We start from the raw sequence: 16,537 nt of genomic DNA on the forward strand, positions 1-16,537 counted from the left end.
AAAATGACTGACTACGCCAAACTCGACGCTTGGATCGACGCCCACTTCGACGAGGAAGTGAAGTTCCTGCAGCAGATGGTGCAGGTGCCCACCGACACGCCGCCCGGCAACAACGCGCCGCATGCGGAACGCACGGCCGAGCTGCTGAAGGACTTCGGCTTCGACGCCGAGAAGCATGCTGTGCCCGAACAGGAAGTGAAGGACTACGGCCTCGAATCCATCACCAACCTGATCGTGCGCCGCAAGTACGGCGAAGGCCGCACCGTGGCGCTCAACGCGCACGGCGACGTGGTGCCGCCCGGCGAAGGCTGGACGCATGACCCGTACGGCGGCGAGATCGTCGACGGCGCGCTCTACGCCCGCGCCGCCGCGGTCAGCAAGAGCGACTTCGCGAGCTTCACCTTCGCGCTGCGCGCGCTCGAAGCCGTCGCCAAGCCGACCAAAGGCAGCGTCGAACTGCACTTCACTTACGACGAGGAATTCGGCGGCCTGCTCGGCCCTGGCTGGCTGCTGCAGAAGGGCTTGACCAAGCCCGACCTGATGATCGCCGCCGGCTTCAGCTACGAAGTCGTCACCGCCCACAACGGCTGCCTGCAGATGGAAGTGACGGTGCACGGCAAGATGGCCCACGCGGCCATCCCGACCACCGGCGTCGATGCACTGCAAGGCGCGACGAAGATCCTCACGGCGCTCTATGCGCAGAACACGCTCTACCAGCAGGTCACGTCCAAAGTCGCGGGCATCACGCATCCCTACCTCAACGTCGGCCGCATCGAAGGCGGCACCAACACGAACGTGGTGCCCGGCAAGGTCGTCTTGAAGCTCGACCGCCGCATGATCCCTGAAGAGAATCCGGTCGAGGTCGAGGCCAGCATCCGCAAGGTGATCGCCGACGCGGCCGCGGAAATGGCTGGCATCACGGTCGACATCAAGCGCCTGCTGCTGGCCAACTCGATGCAGCCCCTGCCCGGCAACAAGCCGCTGGTGGATGCGATCCAGAAGCACGGCCAAGACATCTTCGGCGAGCCGCTCAAGGCCGTCGGCACGCCGCTCTACACCGACGTGCGCCTGTACGGCGAGGCCGGCATCCCCGGCGTGATCTACGGCGCCGGCCCGCGCACGGTGCTGGAGTCGCATGCCAAGCGCAGCGACGAGCGCCTGGTGCTTGAAGACCTGCGCCGCGCGACCAAGGTGGTGGCGCGAACGCTGGCGGATCTGCTGGCCTGATAAGCGGCGAACCCATGATTCGCCGCGCGCTCTTCGTCGCCCTTGTCTTCTGCGCAGGCATGGCGTCAGGCCAGACGCGCTGGCCCGACTACATATCTTCGCTGGAGCCCGACACATCGGAAAGCCCGGTGATGGCCGCGCTCCCGGCAGATGCGGTGGTGCGGGTACCTGACGCCGCATTGCCGGCGTCGCGCAAACGTTGGAGCGGCGCGTGGTCGGGCTGGGCGTGTGCGGCGCGCGTCTGCGATGTCAAGGTGGCCGTCGAGCAAGTCAGCGATCAGGGCGCGACGATCGTCTACGCTGCAGCGTCTTCCGCGATGGCGAGCTACAGCGAGCGACTCGAAGCACGCTTCAATGCCGATGGTGAACTGCAAGGCACGTTGACCAACGGCAGGCAGCTTGTGTTTCGCCTTCGCGACGGCAATGTGATGGAGTTTCTGTCTCGCCGCAGTGCGACGGAGTTCGCCGCGGGCGTTCTGGCCAAGGCCGACGCCAGCAGCCCGCAACGCGTGGTCGAACGCATTCCGACACCCTTCGTCGAAGGCGGCAAGCCGGTATCGCTCGAAGTCGTTATCTACAAGCCTGCGGGCATCGGACCCTTCCCATTGCTGATGGTCAACCACGGCTCGACCGGCAATGGCGACAACCCCGCCCTCTTCACCAGCACCTTCACCAGCCCGACGCTGACCAGGTACTTCGTCGGCAAGGGTTGGATGGTCGCGTATCCGCAGCGGCGCGGACGCGGCAAATCCGACGGGCTCTATGACGAAGGCTTCAACCGCGAACGGTCGGCCTACAGCTGCAATCCAGCGCTCTCACTGGCTGGCTTCGATCACGCGCTGGCCGACGTGGACGCAGCCGCCGACTACCTGCTCGCCAAACCCGAGGTGGACACCAGGCACAGTGTCATCGCCGGCGTCTCCAGGGGCGGCGTCCTGTCGGTCGCCTATGCGGGCATGCACCCCGAGCGCTTTGCAGGCGTCATCAACTTCGTCGGCGGCTGGATGGGCGATGGGTGCCTGCAGGTGGATGCCATCAACGCACCGGCCTTCGAACGCGGCGCCAGGTTCAGGAAGCCCGAGCTCTGGCTCTATGGCGAGAACGATCCTTTCTACAAGATGGCGCACAGCCGCAAGAACTACGATGCGTTCACTGCCGCAGGCGGCAGGGCCGACTTCGTGGCGATCGACCCCGGCATCGGACAAGGCGGTCACGGAATCCACGCGCGGCCTGAACTCTGGCGCGACGCTGTGAATCAATATCTGGGAGCCATCGCCCGGCCCTGATTTGCGAGCGACCCAACACGGAAAGGTCGCGGCCGTTTTCTAGGAGCAGTGCACGGTTTGAGTCAACCTGCGGTACAACCCGTTCAACGACTCACGCCCTTGTGTTTCAAGGAACCAGCCAATGACCGCTCTCGAAGCCCGCCTGATCGAACGCCTGAAGAAATTGCCGCCCGGCCGCGTCGCGGAGGTGGTGGATTTTGTGGAGTTCCTGGCTGCGCGCGAAGAACGCGCGGCAGCCGCGGCTCGCCTGGGCGATACCTTCGCCAGCATCGACGCCCTGGGCCTGCCGCCACTTTCCGAGGAAGAGATCGAGGCCGAAGTACAAGCTGACCGCCAAGCCCGCCGCCAAGGCGCTTGAGCGACGCGGCGCCCATGCGTTTCGTCATCGACACCAATCTGATCGTCTCGGGCGTCATCTCTCCGGGCCTGCCGCGTCAACTGCTGGATGCCGCGCGTGCTGGCGAGTTTGAGTTGTGCATAAGCGAAGCCCTGCTCGTCGAACTGCAACGCGTGCTCGGGCGTACCAAGTTCGCCGATCGCCTCGCCGGCCGAACTCCCGAGAGCATCACAGCCGACTTGCGCTTGCTGGCCATCGTGGTCACACCCGCAAGCGTGCCGCGTGTGGTGCCCACCGACCCGGACGACGATCAGGTGTTGGCCGCGGCCTTGGCCGGTGCCGCCGACCTGATCGCCTCGGGCGACCGGCGCGACCTCCTGCCCCTGGCCAGCTATGAGGGCATTCCCATCGTCAGCGCGCGCGAGGCGTGGGACCGCCTGTCATTGCAGACCTGAACCGCTGGCGTCTTCGGCCAGAGCGAGCGAGCCAAGCGCCACGGGCAGACACGCCCCGCCCATATCGGCATCGCGCCTGCCGCCTGAGGAAGCAGCGCCTTTTTCTGCATCGAGGTCAGCCCTCCTTTTATGACCACTCGGACATTTTTTGAGGAGAGCATCGGGGCTGCGTCCGCTGTACCTCGGGTGCAGTAATTTCCCATTCACTCCGTCGCACGGCGAGGGATCGGCGCACGCTTCCTCGCCTCTTCGCAGCGCACTCAAGCAACAAGCAGTTTCAATCCAGTGACCGATACCTCGGGTAAACGATAGGCTATTATTTTTGTCCAGTTGGATAATTTAGCCATCGTCCACGATGAAGGTTGCACCCCATGGCCCACGTCCGCCCACGCAGTCGCTTCTGGTCCGACCTGACCAGTGAAGAGTTTTCGCGGCTCGACCGCAACCGGCTCATCGCAGTGCTGCCTGTCGGCGCCACGGAGCAGCACGGTCCCCACCTGCCGATGTCGACCGACACGGCCACCATCGACGGCATGGTGCAGGCCACGCTGCCGCACCTGCCCGACGACCTGCCGGTGCTGTTCCTGCCCACCGTGCCCTACGGCAAGAGCAACGAGCACTCGCGCTACCCCGGCACGCTGAACGTGTCGGCCACCACGCTGATCTCGATGTGGAAAGACATCGGCGACTGCGTGGCCCGTTCCGGCGTGCGCAAGCTGGTGCTCTACAACAGCCACGGCGGACAGATGTCGGTGATGGACATCGTCGCGCGCGACCTGCGCGAGGCGCACGGGATGATGGTCGTCGCGGCCAACTGGTACACCCTCGGCCTGCCGGACGGCCTCTTCACCGCGCATGAAGGCAAGCACGGCATCCACGCGGGCGACCTCGAGAGCTCGGTGATGCTGCACCTCACGCCGGACTACGTGCGCAAGGATCAGTTCCAGAACTTCCGCTCGATGACCGAAGACATGGCCAACGAAAGCAAGTTCCTGTCGATCACGCCCAGCGGCAAGCTCGGCTGGCAGATGCACGACATCAACCCGTTGGGCGCGGCAGGCGATGCCACGCGCGCCACGGCCGACAAGGGCGCCGCGGTGCTCGACCACGTCGGGCGCCGCTTCGTCGAACTGCTCCACGAAGTCGACCGCTTCCCCATCGAGCGCCTCGCCAACGAACCGGCCTGGCACTGAGCCCCGCCACCGCAGGAGCCACCATGGAAAGCCACACGCCATCCACCACCGCGCCGCTGGTCAGCCTGCGCAACGTCAGCAAGCGCTTCGGCAACGGAACGCTGGCCCTGCAGGGCATGAACCTCGACGTCGGCGAGCACGACTTCATCAGCTTCCTCGGCCCCTCGGGCTGCGGCAAGAGCACCGCGCTGCGGCTCATCGCCGGCCTGACCCGCATCAGTTCCGGCGAGATGCGCTGGTCGGATGCCAACAGCGTCAAGGGCACGAGCGACCGCGACCTCGGCTTCGTGTTCCAGGAGCCGACGCTGATGCCCTGGACGAAGGTGTTCGACAACGTCTGGCTGCCGCTCAAGCTCACCGGCGTGAGCCGGGACGCGGCTGCGCCCGTGGTGCAGCAGGTGCTCGAACTGGTCGGCCTCACGCGCTTTGCCGACGTCTATCCGCGCGAGTTGTCGGGCGGCATGAAGATGCGCGTGTCGATCGCCCGCGCGCTGGTCACGCATCCGCGGCTGCTGCTGATGGACGAGCCCTTTGCCGCACTCGACGAGATGACGCGCATCAAGCTCAACAACGACCTGCTCGCGATCTGGAAGGAGCACCGCTTCTCGATCGTCTTCGTCACGCACAGCGTCTACGAGTCGGTGTACCTGTCGAACCGCATCGTCGTGATGGCGGCGCGGCCGGGCCGCGTGATCGACGAGATCCGCATCGACGAACCCTATCCGCGCGGCGAGGAGTTCCGCACCTCGAGCCGCTACAACGCCCATTGCACGGCGGTGTCCCAATCCTTGCGTGGAGCGCTCCATGGCCTCGACATCGATCATTGAACCCGTGGCACCCGTCAACACCACCGAGGCCACGCCGTCCGCAGAGACGCTGCGTGCGCGTGAAGACAAGCTGCGCCGGCGCGAATCGATGCTGCGCATGGCCGTGCCCGCGGCCATCGTCCTTGCGCTGCTGTTGGCCTGGGAATGGATGGTGCGCGCCAACGACATCCCCCACTACATCCTGCCGGCGCCGTCGCTGATCCTGCGCACGCTGCTCGACAACTGGGATTCGCTGTCCAGCGCACTCTGGTTCACGGTGAAGCTCACGCTGCTCGCGCTCAGTGCGGCCATCGTCGGCGGCGTGCTGCTGGCGATCGCCTTCGCGCTGTTCAAGTGGGTCGAGATCGGGCTGTTCCCGATCGCGGTGATCCTCCAGGTGACGCCGATCATCGCGATCGCGCCGCTGATCCTGATCTACGTCTCCAACACCACGGCTGCGCTGCTGCTGTGCGCCTGGATCGTGGCCTTCTTCCCGATCCTGTCGAACACGGTCATCGGGCTGAAAAGCGCCGACAGCAACCTGCGCGACCTGTTCCAGCTCTACAAGGCCTCGCCCTGGCAGACCTTCCGCTACCTGCTGGCGCCCAGCGCGCTGCCCTACTTCATGGCGGGGCTGAAGATCGCGGGCGGCCTGAGCCTGATCGGCGCGGTGGTGGCGGAGTTCACCGCCGGCACCGCGGGCAAGGAAACCGGGCTGGCTTCGCGCATCCTGGAATCGAGCTTCCGCACGGAGATTCCGATGATGTTCGCGGCGCTGCTGCTGGTGTCCCTGCTGGGCATCGTGATATTCATCGTGTTCGCCGCGCTGTCGCGCATGGTGCTGGGCCACTGGCATGAAAGCGAGATGCGCCGTGAACGCTGATCCGGCGCTCGAGATGGAAGCCATGGACGCCATCGCCATGCCGGAGCCAACGGCCGCACGCGTCGTGGACTGGGACGCCGTCCGCCATGAACTGCGCGGGCTCAACCTGGTCACCGCGCCCAGCCAGCGCAAGCAGTTGTCGAAAGACTTCTACTGGTACAGCCCCATCCTCAGCGCGCAACTCGCCGATTGCGTGGCCGACCTGGTCGTGAAGGTCAGCACCGAAGAGGACGTGCGACAGGCCGCGAGCGTGGCTGCGAAGTGGAAGCTGCCGCTCACCGTGCGTGCCGGCGGCACCGGCAACTACGGCCAGTGCGTGCCGCTCGAAGGCGGCATCGTCCTCGACGTCACGCAGATGTGCCGCGTGCTCGACATCGGCGAAGGCCGCATCCGCGTCGAGGCCGGCGCACGCATGCACGACATCGACCTCATGGCACGGGAAACCGGACAGGCCCTGCGCATGTGGCCCTCGACCTGGCATGTGGCCTCCATCGGCGGCTTCATCGCGGGCGGCTTCGGCGGCATCGGGTCGTTCCGCCACGGCATCTTGCGCGACCCCGGCAACCTGCTGCGCGCACGCGTGATGACGGTGGAGCGCGAGCCGCGAATCATCGAACTGGTGGGCGACGAGATCCAGCAGGTGCACCATGCCTATGGCACCAACGGCGTGATCCTCGATGTGGAGGTGGCGCTGAGCCCCGCCGTCGAATGGGTCCATTGCACGGTGCTGTTCGAGACCTACCGCGGGGCGCTCGACTTCGGCATCGCGGCGCAAGCGCCGACGCTGGACATCTTCCTGCTGTCCACGGTCGAGGCCCGCTTCTCGCCCTACTACAAGTCCATGCGCGACCGCTTTCCAGCCGACCGGCACGCCGTGTTCGCCATGGTCTCGCCGGAGTCGATGGCGGACTTCCGCGCGCTGGCCGGGTCGCTCGGCGGCAGCATCTCCGTGGCCGGCACCGAAGCCGAGCTGCAGTCCGAGGGCCTCCCGCCCGCCTACGAATGCGCGTTCAACCACACGACGCTGCAGGCGCTCAAGGCCGACCGCAGCTGGACGTATCTGCAGGTGGCCTACGCGCAGCCCTTCGATGCGGCCGTGGTCGAGCGGCACCTCGCCCTCTTCGGCGACGACGTGCTGCAGCACCAGGACTTCGCGCGCGCCAACGGCGAGTGCGGCACCTTCGGCATCCTGCTGGTGCGCTGGAAGGGCGAGGCCCACCAGTACGAACTGATCCGCGAGATCGAGTCGCAAGGCGGCTGCAAGATCTTCAACCCGCACGTCGTGACCATCGAGGACGGCGGCATGAAGACCATCGACACGCAGCAGATCGATTTCAAGAAGCGCAGCGACCCGATGGGGCTCATGAACCCCGGCAAGACACGCGGCTGGGACGCCTCGATGGCCCGCGACCGCTGACCCGATTCCATCCACACATCCATCCGCAACCGTCCAGGAGATCGCCGCCATGCACACCCTCGCTTCACAGAACCGCCCGCTCCTGCGCGGCCTCACGCTCGGCCTGACCCTTGCGGGTGCCGCCTTCGCAGCGCACGCACAGGAGAAAGTCGTCTTCGCAACCAACTGGAAGGCACAGGCCGGCCACGGCGGCTTCTACCAGGCGCTGGTGGACGGCACCTACAAGAAGTACGGGCTCGACGTCGACATCCAGCAAGGCGGCCCGATGGTCAACAACCGGCCGATGCTGCCGGCCGGCAAGGTCGACTTCCTCATGACCGGCAACCTGCTGCAGTCCTTCGACAACGTGAAGAACGGCGTGCCCACGGTGGTGGTCGCAAGCTTCTTCCAGAAGGACCCGCAGGCCATCTTCGCTCACCCCGGCCAGGGCTACGACACCTTCAAGGACCTGACCAAGGCACCTGTCGCCTTCATCGGCAAGGACGGCCAGTTCAGCTTCTGGCAGTGGATGAAGTCCGAGCATGGCTTCAAGGACACGCAACTCAAGCCCTACACCTTCAATGTCGGCCCCTTCCTGGCCGACAAGAAGTCGATCCAGCAGGGCTATGCGATCTCCGAGCCGCTGTCGATCAAGGCCCAGGCGGGCTTCGACCCGGTGGTGTACCTGCTGGCCGACCATGGCTTCTCGACCTATGCCAACACCATCGAGACGCGCGCCGACCTGATCAAGACCAAGCCCGAGACGGTACGCAAGTTCGTCGAGGCCTCGATCATCGGCTGGAACAACTACCTCTACGGCGACAACAAGGCGGCCAACGAGATGATCGCCAAGCTCAACCCCGACTCGCCTGTCGCGTCGTCGCAGGGCTCGATCGAACTCATCAAGAAGATGGGCATCGTCGACAGCGGTGAATCGCTCACCCGCGGCATCGGCGCCATGGACGAAGCGCGCATCAAGGACTTCTACGAGAAGATGGTCAAGGCCGGCCTCTACAAGCCGGGCGAGATCGAACTGTCGAAGGTCGCGACGACGCAGTTCGTGAACAAGGGCGTCGGCCTCGACATTCGCAAGCAGCTCGGCGGAAAGTAAGGGCCGGCGAGCGGAGGTCTCCTCATGAAAACGCTCGTCATTCACTGCCATCCGGACCCCGACAGCTTCAACCACGCGCTCTACCAAGCCGCCCTCGAATCGCTCGCGCCCCGGCACACCGTGAAAGCCATCGACCTCTATGCGGAAGGCTTCCATCCCACGCTGACGCGCGAGGAGCGCATCGCCTACATCGACAAGCCCGATCTGATCCGCGAGCGCGTGAAACCCCATGTCGACGCACTGCTCTGGGCCGAGCATCTGGTGTTCGTCTACCCCACCTGGTTCCACGGACCCCCGTCGATGCTCAAGGGCTGGCTGGAGCGGGTCTGGCTGCCGGGCGTGGCCTTCCTGCCGGCGGAGCGCAAGGGACAAGCGGTGAAGTCCGGCCTGCGGCACATCCGGCGGCTGACGGTGGTGACGACGGGCGGCTCGCCGCGCTGGTTCGTGATCGCGATCGGCGATCCGGGCCGGCGCCTGTTCACGCGCGCCTTGCGTGCCTTGTTCGCGTGGCGATGCAAGGTGACCTGGCTGCAGTTGCACGACATGAACGCCGTCACCGCGCAGGATCGCGCCCGCTTCATCGCGCGCGTTGCACGCAAACTGCAGCACATCTGACATCCTTCAAGACCAAGGAAGCGAAGACCATGAGCCTTGAACGCACTCTCACTGTCCGCGTCGAACGCATCTCGCAGCAGACGCCGGAAATCCTGGCCTTCGAGCTGGCCCATCCGTGGGGCCGCGCGCTGCCGTCCTATGAGGCCGGGGCGCACATCGACGTGCACATGCCCGGCGGCTTCTCGCGCCAGTACTCGCTGGCGCGTGCGCCGTCGGATGCCGGTTCATACGTGATTGGCGTGAAGCGCGAGGTGGCCAGCCGCGGCGGCTCGGCCTCGATGCACGAGCGCGTGCGCGAGGGCGACCTGCTGCCCATCAGCGCCCCGCGCAACACCTTCCCGCTGCGCACAGAGGCCCGGCATCACCTGCTGCTGGCGGGCGGCATCGGGATGACGCCGCTGCTGGCAATGGCGCAGTCACTTGCGGCGCGCGGCGCAGCGTTCACGCTCTGCGTGTTCGCCCGCAGCGAGGAGCACCTGGCCTTTGCCGATGCATTGCGCGCCCCGGACCTGGCACCGCATCTGCGCCTGCATCTGGACCAGGGCGATGCATCGCAGCGCATCGATCTGACCGCCCTGCTGGCCGAGCGCGAAGCGGACACGCACCTCTACGTCTGCGGCCCCGGCGGCTTCATGCAGGCCGTGCGCAATGCCGCCGCACATTGGCCCGAGGACACGGTGCACGCCGAATACTTCGCCGCCCCGACCGATGCCAACACCACCACCGGCCAGGCCTTCACCCTCCGGCTCGCGCAACGTGGCATCAGCGTGCCGGTGGCCGCCGACCAGACCGCCGTCGATGCGCTGCACGAGGTCGGCATCGACATCCCCGTGTCGTGCCAGCAAGGCCTGTGCGGCACCTGCGTGGTGGAAGGCGATGGCACTGGTGCGGAGCACCGCGACTACTGCCTGACCGGCAGCGAGCGGCGCACCCGGGTCGCGCTCTGCTGCTCGCGCGCCAAGGGCCAGGAACTGGTGCTGCAACTGTGAGCGCGCGACCCGACATCGCCCCCGACGAGGGCGCCAACGACGCACCGGCCACGCGCGGACGTTCGCGCAAGTACACGCAGGTGCTCGCGCTCATCAACCAGGCGGCGATCGAGGTGTTCGCCAGCGAGGGACTGGCCGGCGCGTCGACCCAGGCCATCGCGGACAAGGCTGGCCTGTCGAAAGCCCAGTTGCACTACTACATCGAGAGCAAGGAGGCGCTGTACCGGCAGGTGCTGCAGGACATCCTCAGCGACTGGATCGTGGTGTTCGGCTTCAGCGACGAGGCCTTTGGTCCGCGCAAGGTGCTCGGTGACCTGATCCATCGCAAGATGATGTTCTCCTTCGAGCATCCGCTGCGCTCGCGCATCTTCACGGCGGAAATGATGCGCGGCGCGCCGGTGCTCAACGACATGATGGGCACCAGCAAGGCGCGAACCGACCAGGCCGCGGCCGTGATCCAGAACTGGATGAACCAGGGCCTGATGGACAAGGGCGACCCGATGCTGTTGCTGTTCCACATCTGGGCCGTGACGCAGTTCTATGCGGACCACGCGACGCAGGCCGCCTATTACCGCGCGGAAGCGCTGCAGGGTGACGACAAGGAGCGCCGCCACCTGATCGAGCAGGTGACCGCGTTCCTGCTCAAGGGCGCAGGCGTCAGGTAGGCGCGGTAGTCGCGCGCTGCGGCAGGTACATCGTCGCCTCGACCTCGACCAGCACCTCGTCGCCCGGCAGGAAGCGCGAGACCTCGACCACGGTGCTGACTGGCGGCTCGCCCGGGTAGAACAGCCCGCGCACGCGGTTGTAGAACGCGTAGTGCGGCAGGTGGCGGAAGTACTGCACCAGCTTCACCACGTCGTCCATCGTGCCGCCATGCTCGGCCGCGATCTGCCGGATGCGCTCCAGCACGAACCAGCTCTGCGCCACGATGGCCGCCTCGAACACATCCACCGACATCTGCCCGGTGGCATAGCCGATGCCTTGCAGCGCCGTGCATGCCGATTCGGGAATGTCTTCGTAGGCCGTCACGGCGCGGCGCGTGGAAGGGTCGACTGCCACCACGCCGCTCATCAGGACGAAGTCGCCCACGCGCTTCGCGGCGGCGTAGTTGGCCATTGGTATGCCCATGCTCATGCTGCGATTGTCCCCCCGGCGCGGATCACCGTGCGGGCCCGGCCCTTGCCGTCGAGCAGTTCGTGTTCGTCCGTGGCGGCCAGCAGCACCAGGTCGGCCGGGCAGCCGATGGCGATGCGCCCGTCCCATGCGAGTCCCATGGCCCGCGAGGGGTTGACGGTGATGGTGTCGAGCCAGTCGTCGGCAGGCGCGAGGTGCGCCATCTGCACGCCGAGGGCAAAGGTCTCGACCAGGTCGTAGCCGCCATAGGGATAGAAGGAGTCCTGCACGTTGTCCGTGGCCAGGCAGGCGCGCAGGCCCTGCGCCGCCGCCTCGCGGATGCGCGTGATGCCACGGTGGACCGGCGTGCCATCCCAGGCGCCCTGCAGGTAGAGGTTGGTGGTGGGCAGCGACACCAGGTGGATGCCGGCCTCGGCGCAGCGCGTCAGGGTGCGCAGCGCGCTCGCGTCGTCCTGCACCGAGAGAGAGCAGGCATGCCCGCACACGACGCGTCCCTGCATGCCGTGCGCGATCGTCAGGTCCGCAATGTCGGCCAGCCCTGTCGCCTCGCGGTCGAGCCCTTCGTCGACGTGGAAGTCCAGCGCCAGCCCGTGCGTCTTCGCGAGGTCGAACACACGCGCGAGCTTGCCCGCGATGTCCGCGTTGCGATAGACGAAGGCACCCAGCACGCCGCCCGCATCACGGACCGCCTGCGCGATGCGCTCTCCCACCTTCGCGTCCGCAAAGACATCGAGCGCGACCAGCGCGACGAACTGCAGTTCAACCTTTCCCCGCCACGCTTCACGGAGATCCGAAAACGCGGCAAGGGACAGCGGCGGCTCGGCGTCCTGCCAGTCCAGGTGGGTGCGCAGCGCACGCGTGCCGGCTCGCCACGCCTCGTCGACACCACGCGTCATCCGCGCGTGCAGGTCGTCATGGGTCCAGCCGGCGCGGTGCGTGGCCATGCGCTCGATGGCGGCGAAGAGATTGCCCTGCGCCGCGCCGGCTTCGCGCACGGTGAAGTTCTTGTCGATGTGGGCATGGGCGTCGACCAGCGCGCTCAGCAATGTGCCGCGTGACGGCTTCCTTGAAGGCTCGATCGCAGCGATCCGGCCGCCGGCCAAGCTCACGTCGAAGACCTCGGCGCCGTGCGATTCGAAGCCTTGCAGGCGCGGTGGAATCCGGACCGCTTCAAGCGTTTGAAGGGGAGACATGGGGGTATGCATGCAGCGACTTTACGTGCCCGCACCGGCAGGTCACACGGGTCCCGTCTCAGCCGACTGGAGACTGGCCTGCCGCCGCATGCAAGGCGCATGAAAGCACATGCGGAGGCCCAGTCTCACCAGCTGTACTTCACCCCCGCCCGCGCCGTCCACGCGCTGTACGACGACCCCGCCTGCCACCCAATGTCGCCCCACCCAGCCCAGCCGCGCCCGATGCGCAGGTCGGCGCCCGCCTTCAGCTCATAGCGGCTGGACGGGAACACGTCTTTGCTCGGCAACTGGCTTCCGTACGTCAGTTCGTCGTCGAGGTGGTCGTAGAGCCAGTTGACGGCCGCGTAGGGCTTGATGCGGGTGTCGCCCTCGCCGATCCAGCCGGGGTACATCCGCACGCCCAGGCGCGAAGTCCAGCCCCCGCGCTTGGCGCCATCGACCTGGGTGCCGTCGGACTGGGTCACGTTGTAGGCGTGGTTGTGGACGTAGATCAGTTGGCCTTGTGGCTGGATCACCCAGGAACTGCTGTCCGACAGGCGCAGCGCGTAGCCCGCCTCCACCGACGCCATGCCGTTGTGCGAGGTGTAGCTGGCTTGCCGGACCAGGGGACTCTCGACCTCGTTGCGAAAGCGCGCGTATTGCGTCCAGGTGTCGGCATACCAGCCGAGCCGGGTCTGGCCGTCTTGGAACCAGGTGGCATAGAAGCCGAAGCCGCCGCCGTTGGTGCGGCCTTGTGCGGTGAAGAAGCTGCCAGGCGAGGTGCCGTCGGTGCGGCCGCCGCCGACGCTGAGCAACGCACCCACCGACAGCCGGCCCGTGCCCAAGGACCACTGCCAGACATCCGCCCCGGCCTGCATGAAGGCCTGCCTGCTGTCGACGCCGAAGCCAGTGCCGTCGGCCTTCAGGCGAAAGCCTTCGCCGCCGGTGCGCATCCAGAAGCCGCGCCCGGCGCCGGGTGCATCGGGGCTGGCAGGCGACACCAACGAGTAGTCGCCGATCCGGTCGCTGAGACTGTAGACAAAGAGCAGATCACCGACACGTCGATTGCCCATGTAGGCGCCCGTTTCGGGCCGTGCAGCGTTGGCGCAAGCAGCACCGAAGCCCGCGGCCGACGGCACGCATTGCGCAACGGCGCCGCACGCGCCACCGCAGAGGAGCACCGTGATTGCAATGGACGGAAGTTGCATGGAAAACGAGCCTCCACACCAGACGGAGGATTAGGTGGTTCCGGATTCTGGCGAAAGTAAATGACTGTCACCTGAATGCCCGCCCAGCACTGTCACTGGGTCGAGACACTGCCCCCGAGCAGCAACTCGCGGAACGCCGCCGCCGCCGGCGACAACGAATTGCCCGGCGCGCGCAGCAGGGTCATGGTGCGGGCGAACTGGGGTCGCCCGACGGTGCGCACCTCCAGCCCGTTCCACTGCGCCAGCGGCCGCAGCGCCATGGTCGCGACCGCGATACCGAGGCCCTCGCGCGCCAGGCCCATCATGGTCCAGGGCAGCGCGATCTCGTAGGCATAGTCCAGCGTGATGCCACGCCCGGCCAGCTTTTCCTCCAGCATGCGGCGCACCGGGTTGCCCGGCAGATAGCCGATCAGCGGCTCGCGCGCCAACTGCGCCCATTCGAGTGAGCGGCGCGACGCCAGCGGATGGCTCGGCAGCAGCGCGGCGATGCATTCGTCGGACGACATCGCGGTGGAGACCAGGTCGGTGCGCGCATCGGTCTGCGTGGCAATGCCCAGGTCGGCCACGCCGCTGCGCACCAGTTCATGCACCTCGTGCTCAGGCACGTCATGCAGCACGACGCGCACGCCCGGATGCGAGGACGCGAAGGCGCGGATGGCCGGCGGCAGCAGCAAGGCGCATTGCGCGTTCGGCGCGGCCACGGTGACCCTGCCACGCGAGAAGCGGGCGAAGTCGCGCGCATCGGAAAAGAGATGGTCCCAGTCGGAGACAAGGCGCCGTGCAGAGGGCAACAGTGCCGCACCGGCCTCGGTCACGCGGCAGGCACGCGTGTGGCGGTCGAACAGCCGCGTGCCGAGTTGCTTCTCCAGCTTGACCAGCGAGGCGCTCAGCGAGGACTGCGACATGCCCAGCCGCTCGGCGGCGCGCGTGAAATGACCGCTTTCCCCCAACGTGACGAACACCCGCAACTCGGCCAGGGAGGCTTTCATCGTGAATCCAGATTGATTTATACGATTGTGCGTCTTTTTCGATTTGCGTCGTGGGCCTATTCTTTGCATGCACGCTGCGGTGCCACCTCATTCGTGCACCGCCCATTCGTCAGCCGCCCAGGAGTCCTTCATGAGTTCAGCCGGTTCGCCCTCCGTCCACCCCATCGACCAACGATTGCCGGCCGGCAAGCTGACGGCGTTGGGTCTTCAACACGTGCTGGTGATGTACGCCGGCGCGGTCGCGGTGCCGCTGATCGTCGGCCGCGCGCTCAAGCTGACCCCGGATGAGGTCGCGATGCTGATCTCGGCCGACCTGTTCTGCTGCGGCATCGCGACGCTGATCCAGTCGCTCGGCGCGACGCAGTGGTTCGGCGTCAAGCTGCCGGTGATGATGGGCGTGACCTTCGCCTCGGTGGCGCCGATGGTGGCCATGGCCAACACCAATCCGGGCACGGCCGGCGCGCAACTGCTGTTCGGCTCGATCATCGGGGCGGGCATCATCTCGATACTGATCGCGCCGATGGTCAGCCGCATGCTGCGCTTCTTTCCGCCGGTGGTGACCGGCACCATCATCGCGGTGATCGGCATCAGCCTGATGCGCGTGGGCATCAACTGGATCTTCGGCAACCCCTTCGGTCCGACCGCGCCCAACGTGGTCGACCCGGCGCACCTGAAGTGGCTGTCGGACATCACGGCGCCGGGCTCGGCGCTGCCGCCAGTGCCCAAGGGGCTGGCCATCGTGCCGACCGTGCCCAACCCCAAGTACGCCGACCTGACCGGCGTGGGCATCGCGGCGCTGGTGCTGGTGTCCATCCTGCTGATCGTCAAGTACGCCAAGGGCTTCGTGGCCAACATCTCGGTGCTGCTGGGCATCGTCATTGGCGCCATCGTGGCGACGATGATGGGCATCATGACCTTCGAGAAGGTCGGCAAGGCGGAATGGCTCGACATCGTGACGCCCTTCCATTTCGGCATGCCGAAGTTCGATGCGCTGTCGATCCTGACGATGACGCTGGTGATGATCGTGGTGATGATCGAATCGACCGGCATGTTCCTCGCGCTCGGTGAAATGACCGGCCGCAAGATCTCCCAGCAGGACCTGGCACGCGGCCTGCGCACCGACGGGCTGGGCACGCTGATCGGCGGCATCTTCAACACCTTCCCGTACACCAGCTTTTCGCAGAACGTGGGGCTGGTGGCGGTGACGGGCGTGAAGAGCCGCTTTGTCTGCGTGGCCGGTGGCGTGATCCTGATCGTGCTGGGGCTGCTGCCGAAGATGGCGGCGCTGGTGGAGTCACTGCCCACCGTGGTGCTGGGCGGCGCGGGGCTGGTGATGTTCGGCATGGTGGCCGCGACCGGCATCCGCATCCTGGCGAACGTGGACTTCAAGACCAACCGCTACAACGCGATGATCGTGGCGGTGTCGATCGGCTTCGGCATGATTCCGCTGATCGCGCCCAACTTCAAGCAATGGATGCCGCACAGCATCCACTCGCTGATCGAGTCGGGCATCCTGCTGACCTCGATCTGCGCGGTGGCGTTGAACCTGTTCCTGAACGGGGCGAAGCACGACGAGGACGCAATCATCGCGGCCGCGAAGCAGGCTGAAGCGCACTGACCCCTACCCCGGCGGCGGCGCACGCCTTGCGCCACGACCGGGGGGCACACCAGCGGCCGGCAAAGCCAGTCCGCCACGTTTCACGAATCCTCACGATCCCGTTGATTTGGAAACAAGG

The 16,537-nt window shown here is 66.4% G+C and carries 17 protein-coding genes; 13 read left to right on the forward strand and 4 right to left on the reverse strand.

The window, feature by feature from the left end:
* Positions 1 to 3: 3 nt before the first annotated feature.
* From WKW82_RS06295 to WKW82_RS06350, 12 genes are all read left to right on the forward strand, one after another.
* On the forward strand, positions 4 to 1,227 hold the full coding sequence (locus WKW82_RS06295) for a M20 family metallopeptidase (protein ID WP_340341387.1): 1,224 nt from the start codon (positions 4 to 6) through the stop codon (positions 1,225 to 1,227).
* 14 nt (positions 1,228 to 1,241) lie between these two features.
* Positions 1,242 to 2,513: an alpha/beta hydrolase family protein gene (locus tag WKW82_RS06300; protein ID WP_340341388.1), complete on the forward strand. Its 1,272-nt coding sequence runs from the start codon at positions 1,242 to 1,244 to the stop codon at positions 2,511 to 2,513.
* A 121-nt stretch (positions 2,514 to 2,634) separates the two neighbouring features.
* Positions 2,635 to 2,871, forward strand: coding sequence for a DUF2281 domain-containing protein (locus WKW82_RS06305; protein WP_340341389.1), 237 nt, complete (start codon positions 2,635 to 2,637; stop codon positions 2,869 to 2,871).
* 14 nt (positions 2,872 to 2,885) lie between these two features.
* Positions 2,886 to 3,305 (forward strand): putative toxin-antitoxin system toxin component, PIN family, encoded by a 420-nt coding sequence (locus WKW82_RS06310; protein ID WP_340341390.1) that lies wholly within the window; start codon positions 2,886 to 2,888, stop codon positions 3,303 to 3,305.
* Positions 3,306 to 3,676: 371 nt separating this feature from the next.
* Entirely contained in the window at positions 3,677 to 4,498 is an 822-nt protein-coding gene (locus tag WKW82_RS06315) for a creatininase family protein (RefSeq protein WP_340341391.1), read from the forward strand.
* Positions 4,499 to 4,521: 23 nt separating this feature from the next.
* Entirely contained in the window at positions 4,522 to 5,325 is an 804-nt protein-coding gene (locus WKW82_RS06320) for an ABC transporter ATP-binding protein (RefSeq protein ID WP_340341392.1), read from the forward strand.
* Positions 5,303 to 6,187 (forward strand): ABC transporter permease, encoded by an 885-nt coding sequence (locus WKW82_RS06325; RefSeq protein WP_340341393.1) that lies wholly within the window; start codon positions 5,303 to 5,305, stop codon positions 6,185 to 6,187. The genes WKW82_RS06320 and WKW82_RS06325 overlap by 23 nt, the downstream gene beginning before the upstream one ends.
* A 22-nt stretch (positions 6,188 to 6,209) precedes the next feature.
* Positions 6,210 to 7,604: an FAD-binding oxidoreductase gene (locus tag WKW82_RS06330; protein WP_340341479.1), complete on the forward strand. Its 1,395-nt coding sequence runs from the start codon at positions 6,210 to 6,212 to the stop codon at positions 7,602 to 7,604.
* Between the two features lie 49 nt (positions 7,605 to 7,653).
* Positions 7,654 to 8,694: an ABC transporter substrate-binding protein gene (locus tag WKW82_RS06335; RefSeq protein ID WP_340341394.1), complete on the forward strand. Its 1,041-nt coding sequence runs from the start codon at positions 7,654 to 7,656 to the stop codon at positions 8,692 to 8,694.
* Between the two features lie 24 nt (positions 8,695 to 8,718).
* Complete coding sequence (locus WKW82_RS06340; RefSeq protein ID WP_340341395.1) at positions 8,719 to 9,309, forward strand: NAD(P)H-dependent oxidoreductase; 591 nt, start codon at positions 8,719 to 8,721, stop codon at positions 9,307 to 9,309.
* Positions 9,310 to 9,338: 29 nt separating this feature from the next.
* Complete coding sequence (locus WKW82_RS06345) at positions 9,339 to 10,298, forward strand: PDR/VanB family oxidoreductase (protein WP_340341396.1); 960 nt, start codon at positions 9,339 to 9,341, stop codon at positions 10,296 to 10,298.
* The gene (locus tag WKW82_RS06350; protein WP_340341397.1) at positions 10,295 to 10,963 is read left to right on the forward strand and encodes a TetR family transcriptional regulator C-terminal domain-containing protein; all 669 of its coding nucleotides are present in this window, start codon (positions 10,295 to 10,297) and stop codon (positions 10,961 to 10,963) included. Before WKW82_RS06345 ends, WKW82_RS06350 begins: the two co-directional genes overlap by 4 nt.
* Here the strand turns inward: WKW82_RS06350 and WKW82_RS06355 are convergent.
* The 4 genes from WKW82_RS06355 to WKW82_RS06370 form a co-directional block, all read right to left on the reverse strand.
* Positions 10,956 to 11,432, reverse strand: coding sequence for a RidA family protein (locus tag WKW82_RS06355; protein ID WP_340341398.1), 477 nt, complete (start codon positions 11,430 to 11,432; stop codon positions 10,956 to 10,958). The two genes, WKW82_RS06350 and WKW82_RS06355, sit on opposite strands and share 8 nt — an antisense overlap.
* A complete protein-coding gene (locus tag WKW82_RS06360; protein ID WP_340341399.1) occupies positions 11,429 to 12,625 on the reverse strand; it encodes an amidohydrolase family protein in 1,197 nt (398 codons plus the stop codon). Before WKW82_RS06360 ends, WKW82_RS06355 begins: the two co-directional genes overlap by 4 nt.
* A 125-nt stretch (positions 12,626 to 12,750) precedes the next feature.
* The gene (locus tag WKW82_RS06365) at positions 12,751 to 13,812 is read right to left on the reverse strand and encodes an autotransporter outer membrane beta-barrel domain-containing protein (RefSeq protein WP_340341400.1); all 1,062 of its coding nucleotides are present in this window, start codon (positions 13,810 to 13,812) and stop codon (positions 12,751 to 12,753) included.
* A 92-nt stretch (positions 13,813 to 13,904) separates the two neighbouring features.
* Positions 13,905 to 14,801, reverse strand: a complete 897-nt coding sequence (locus tag WKW82_RS06370) for a LysR family transcriptional regulator (protein WP_340341401.1) — start codon at positions 14,799 to 14,801, stop codon at positions 13,905 to 13,907.
* Positions 14,802 to 14,931: 130 nt separating this feature from the next.
* Between WKW82_RS06370 and WKW82_RS06375 the strand changes: the two genes are divergently transcribed.
* Positions 14,932 to 16,419: a nucleobase:cation symporter-2 family protein gene (locus WKW82_RS06375; RefSeq protein WP_340341402.1), complete on the forward strand. Its 1,488-nt coding sequence runs from the start codon at positions 14,932 to 14,934 to the stop codon at positions 16,417 to 16,419.
* Positions 16,420 to 16,537: the final 118 nt, after the last annotated feature.

It is taken from the genome of Variovorax rhizosphaerae (assembly GCF_037889975.1).
In the GTDB taxonomy this organism is placed as follows: Bacteria; Pseudomonadota; Gammaproteobacteria; order Burkholderiales; family Burkholderiaceae_C; genus Variovorax; species Variovorax rhizosphaerae.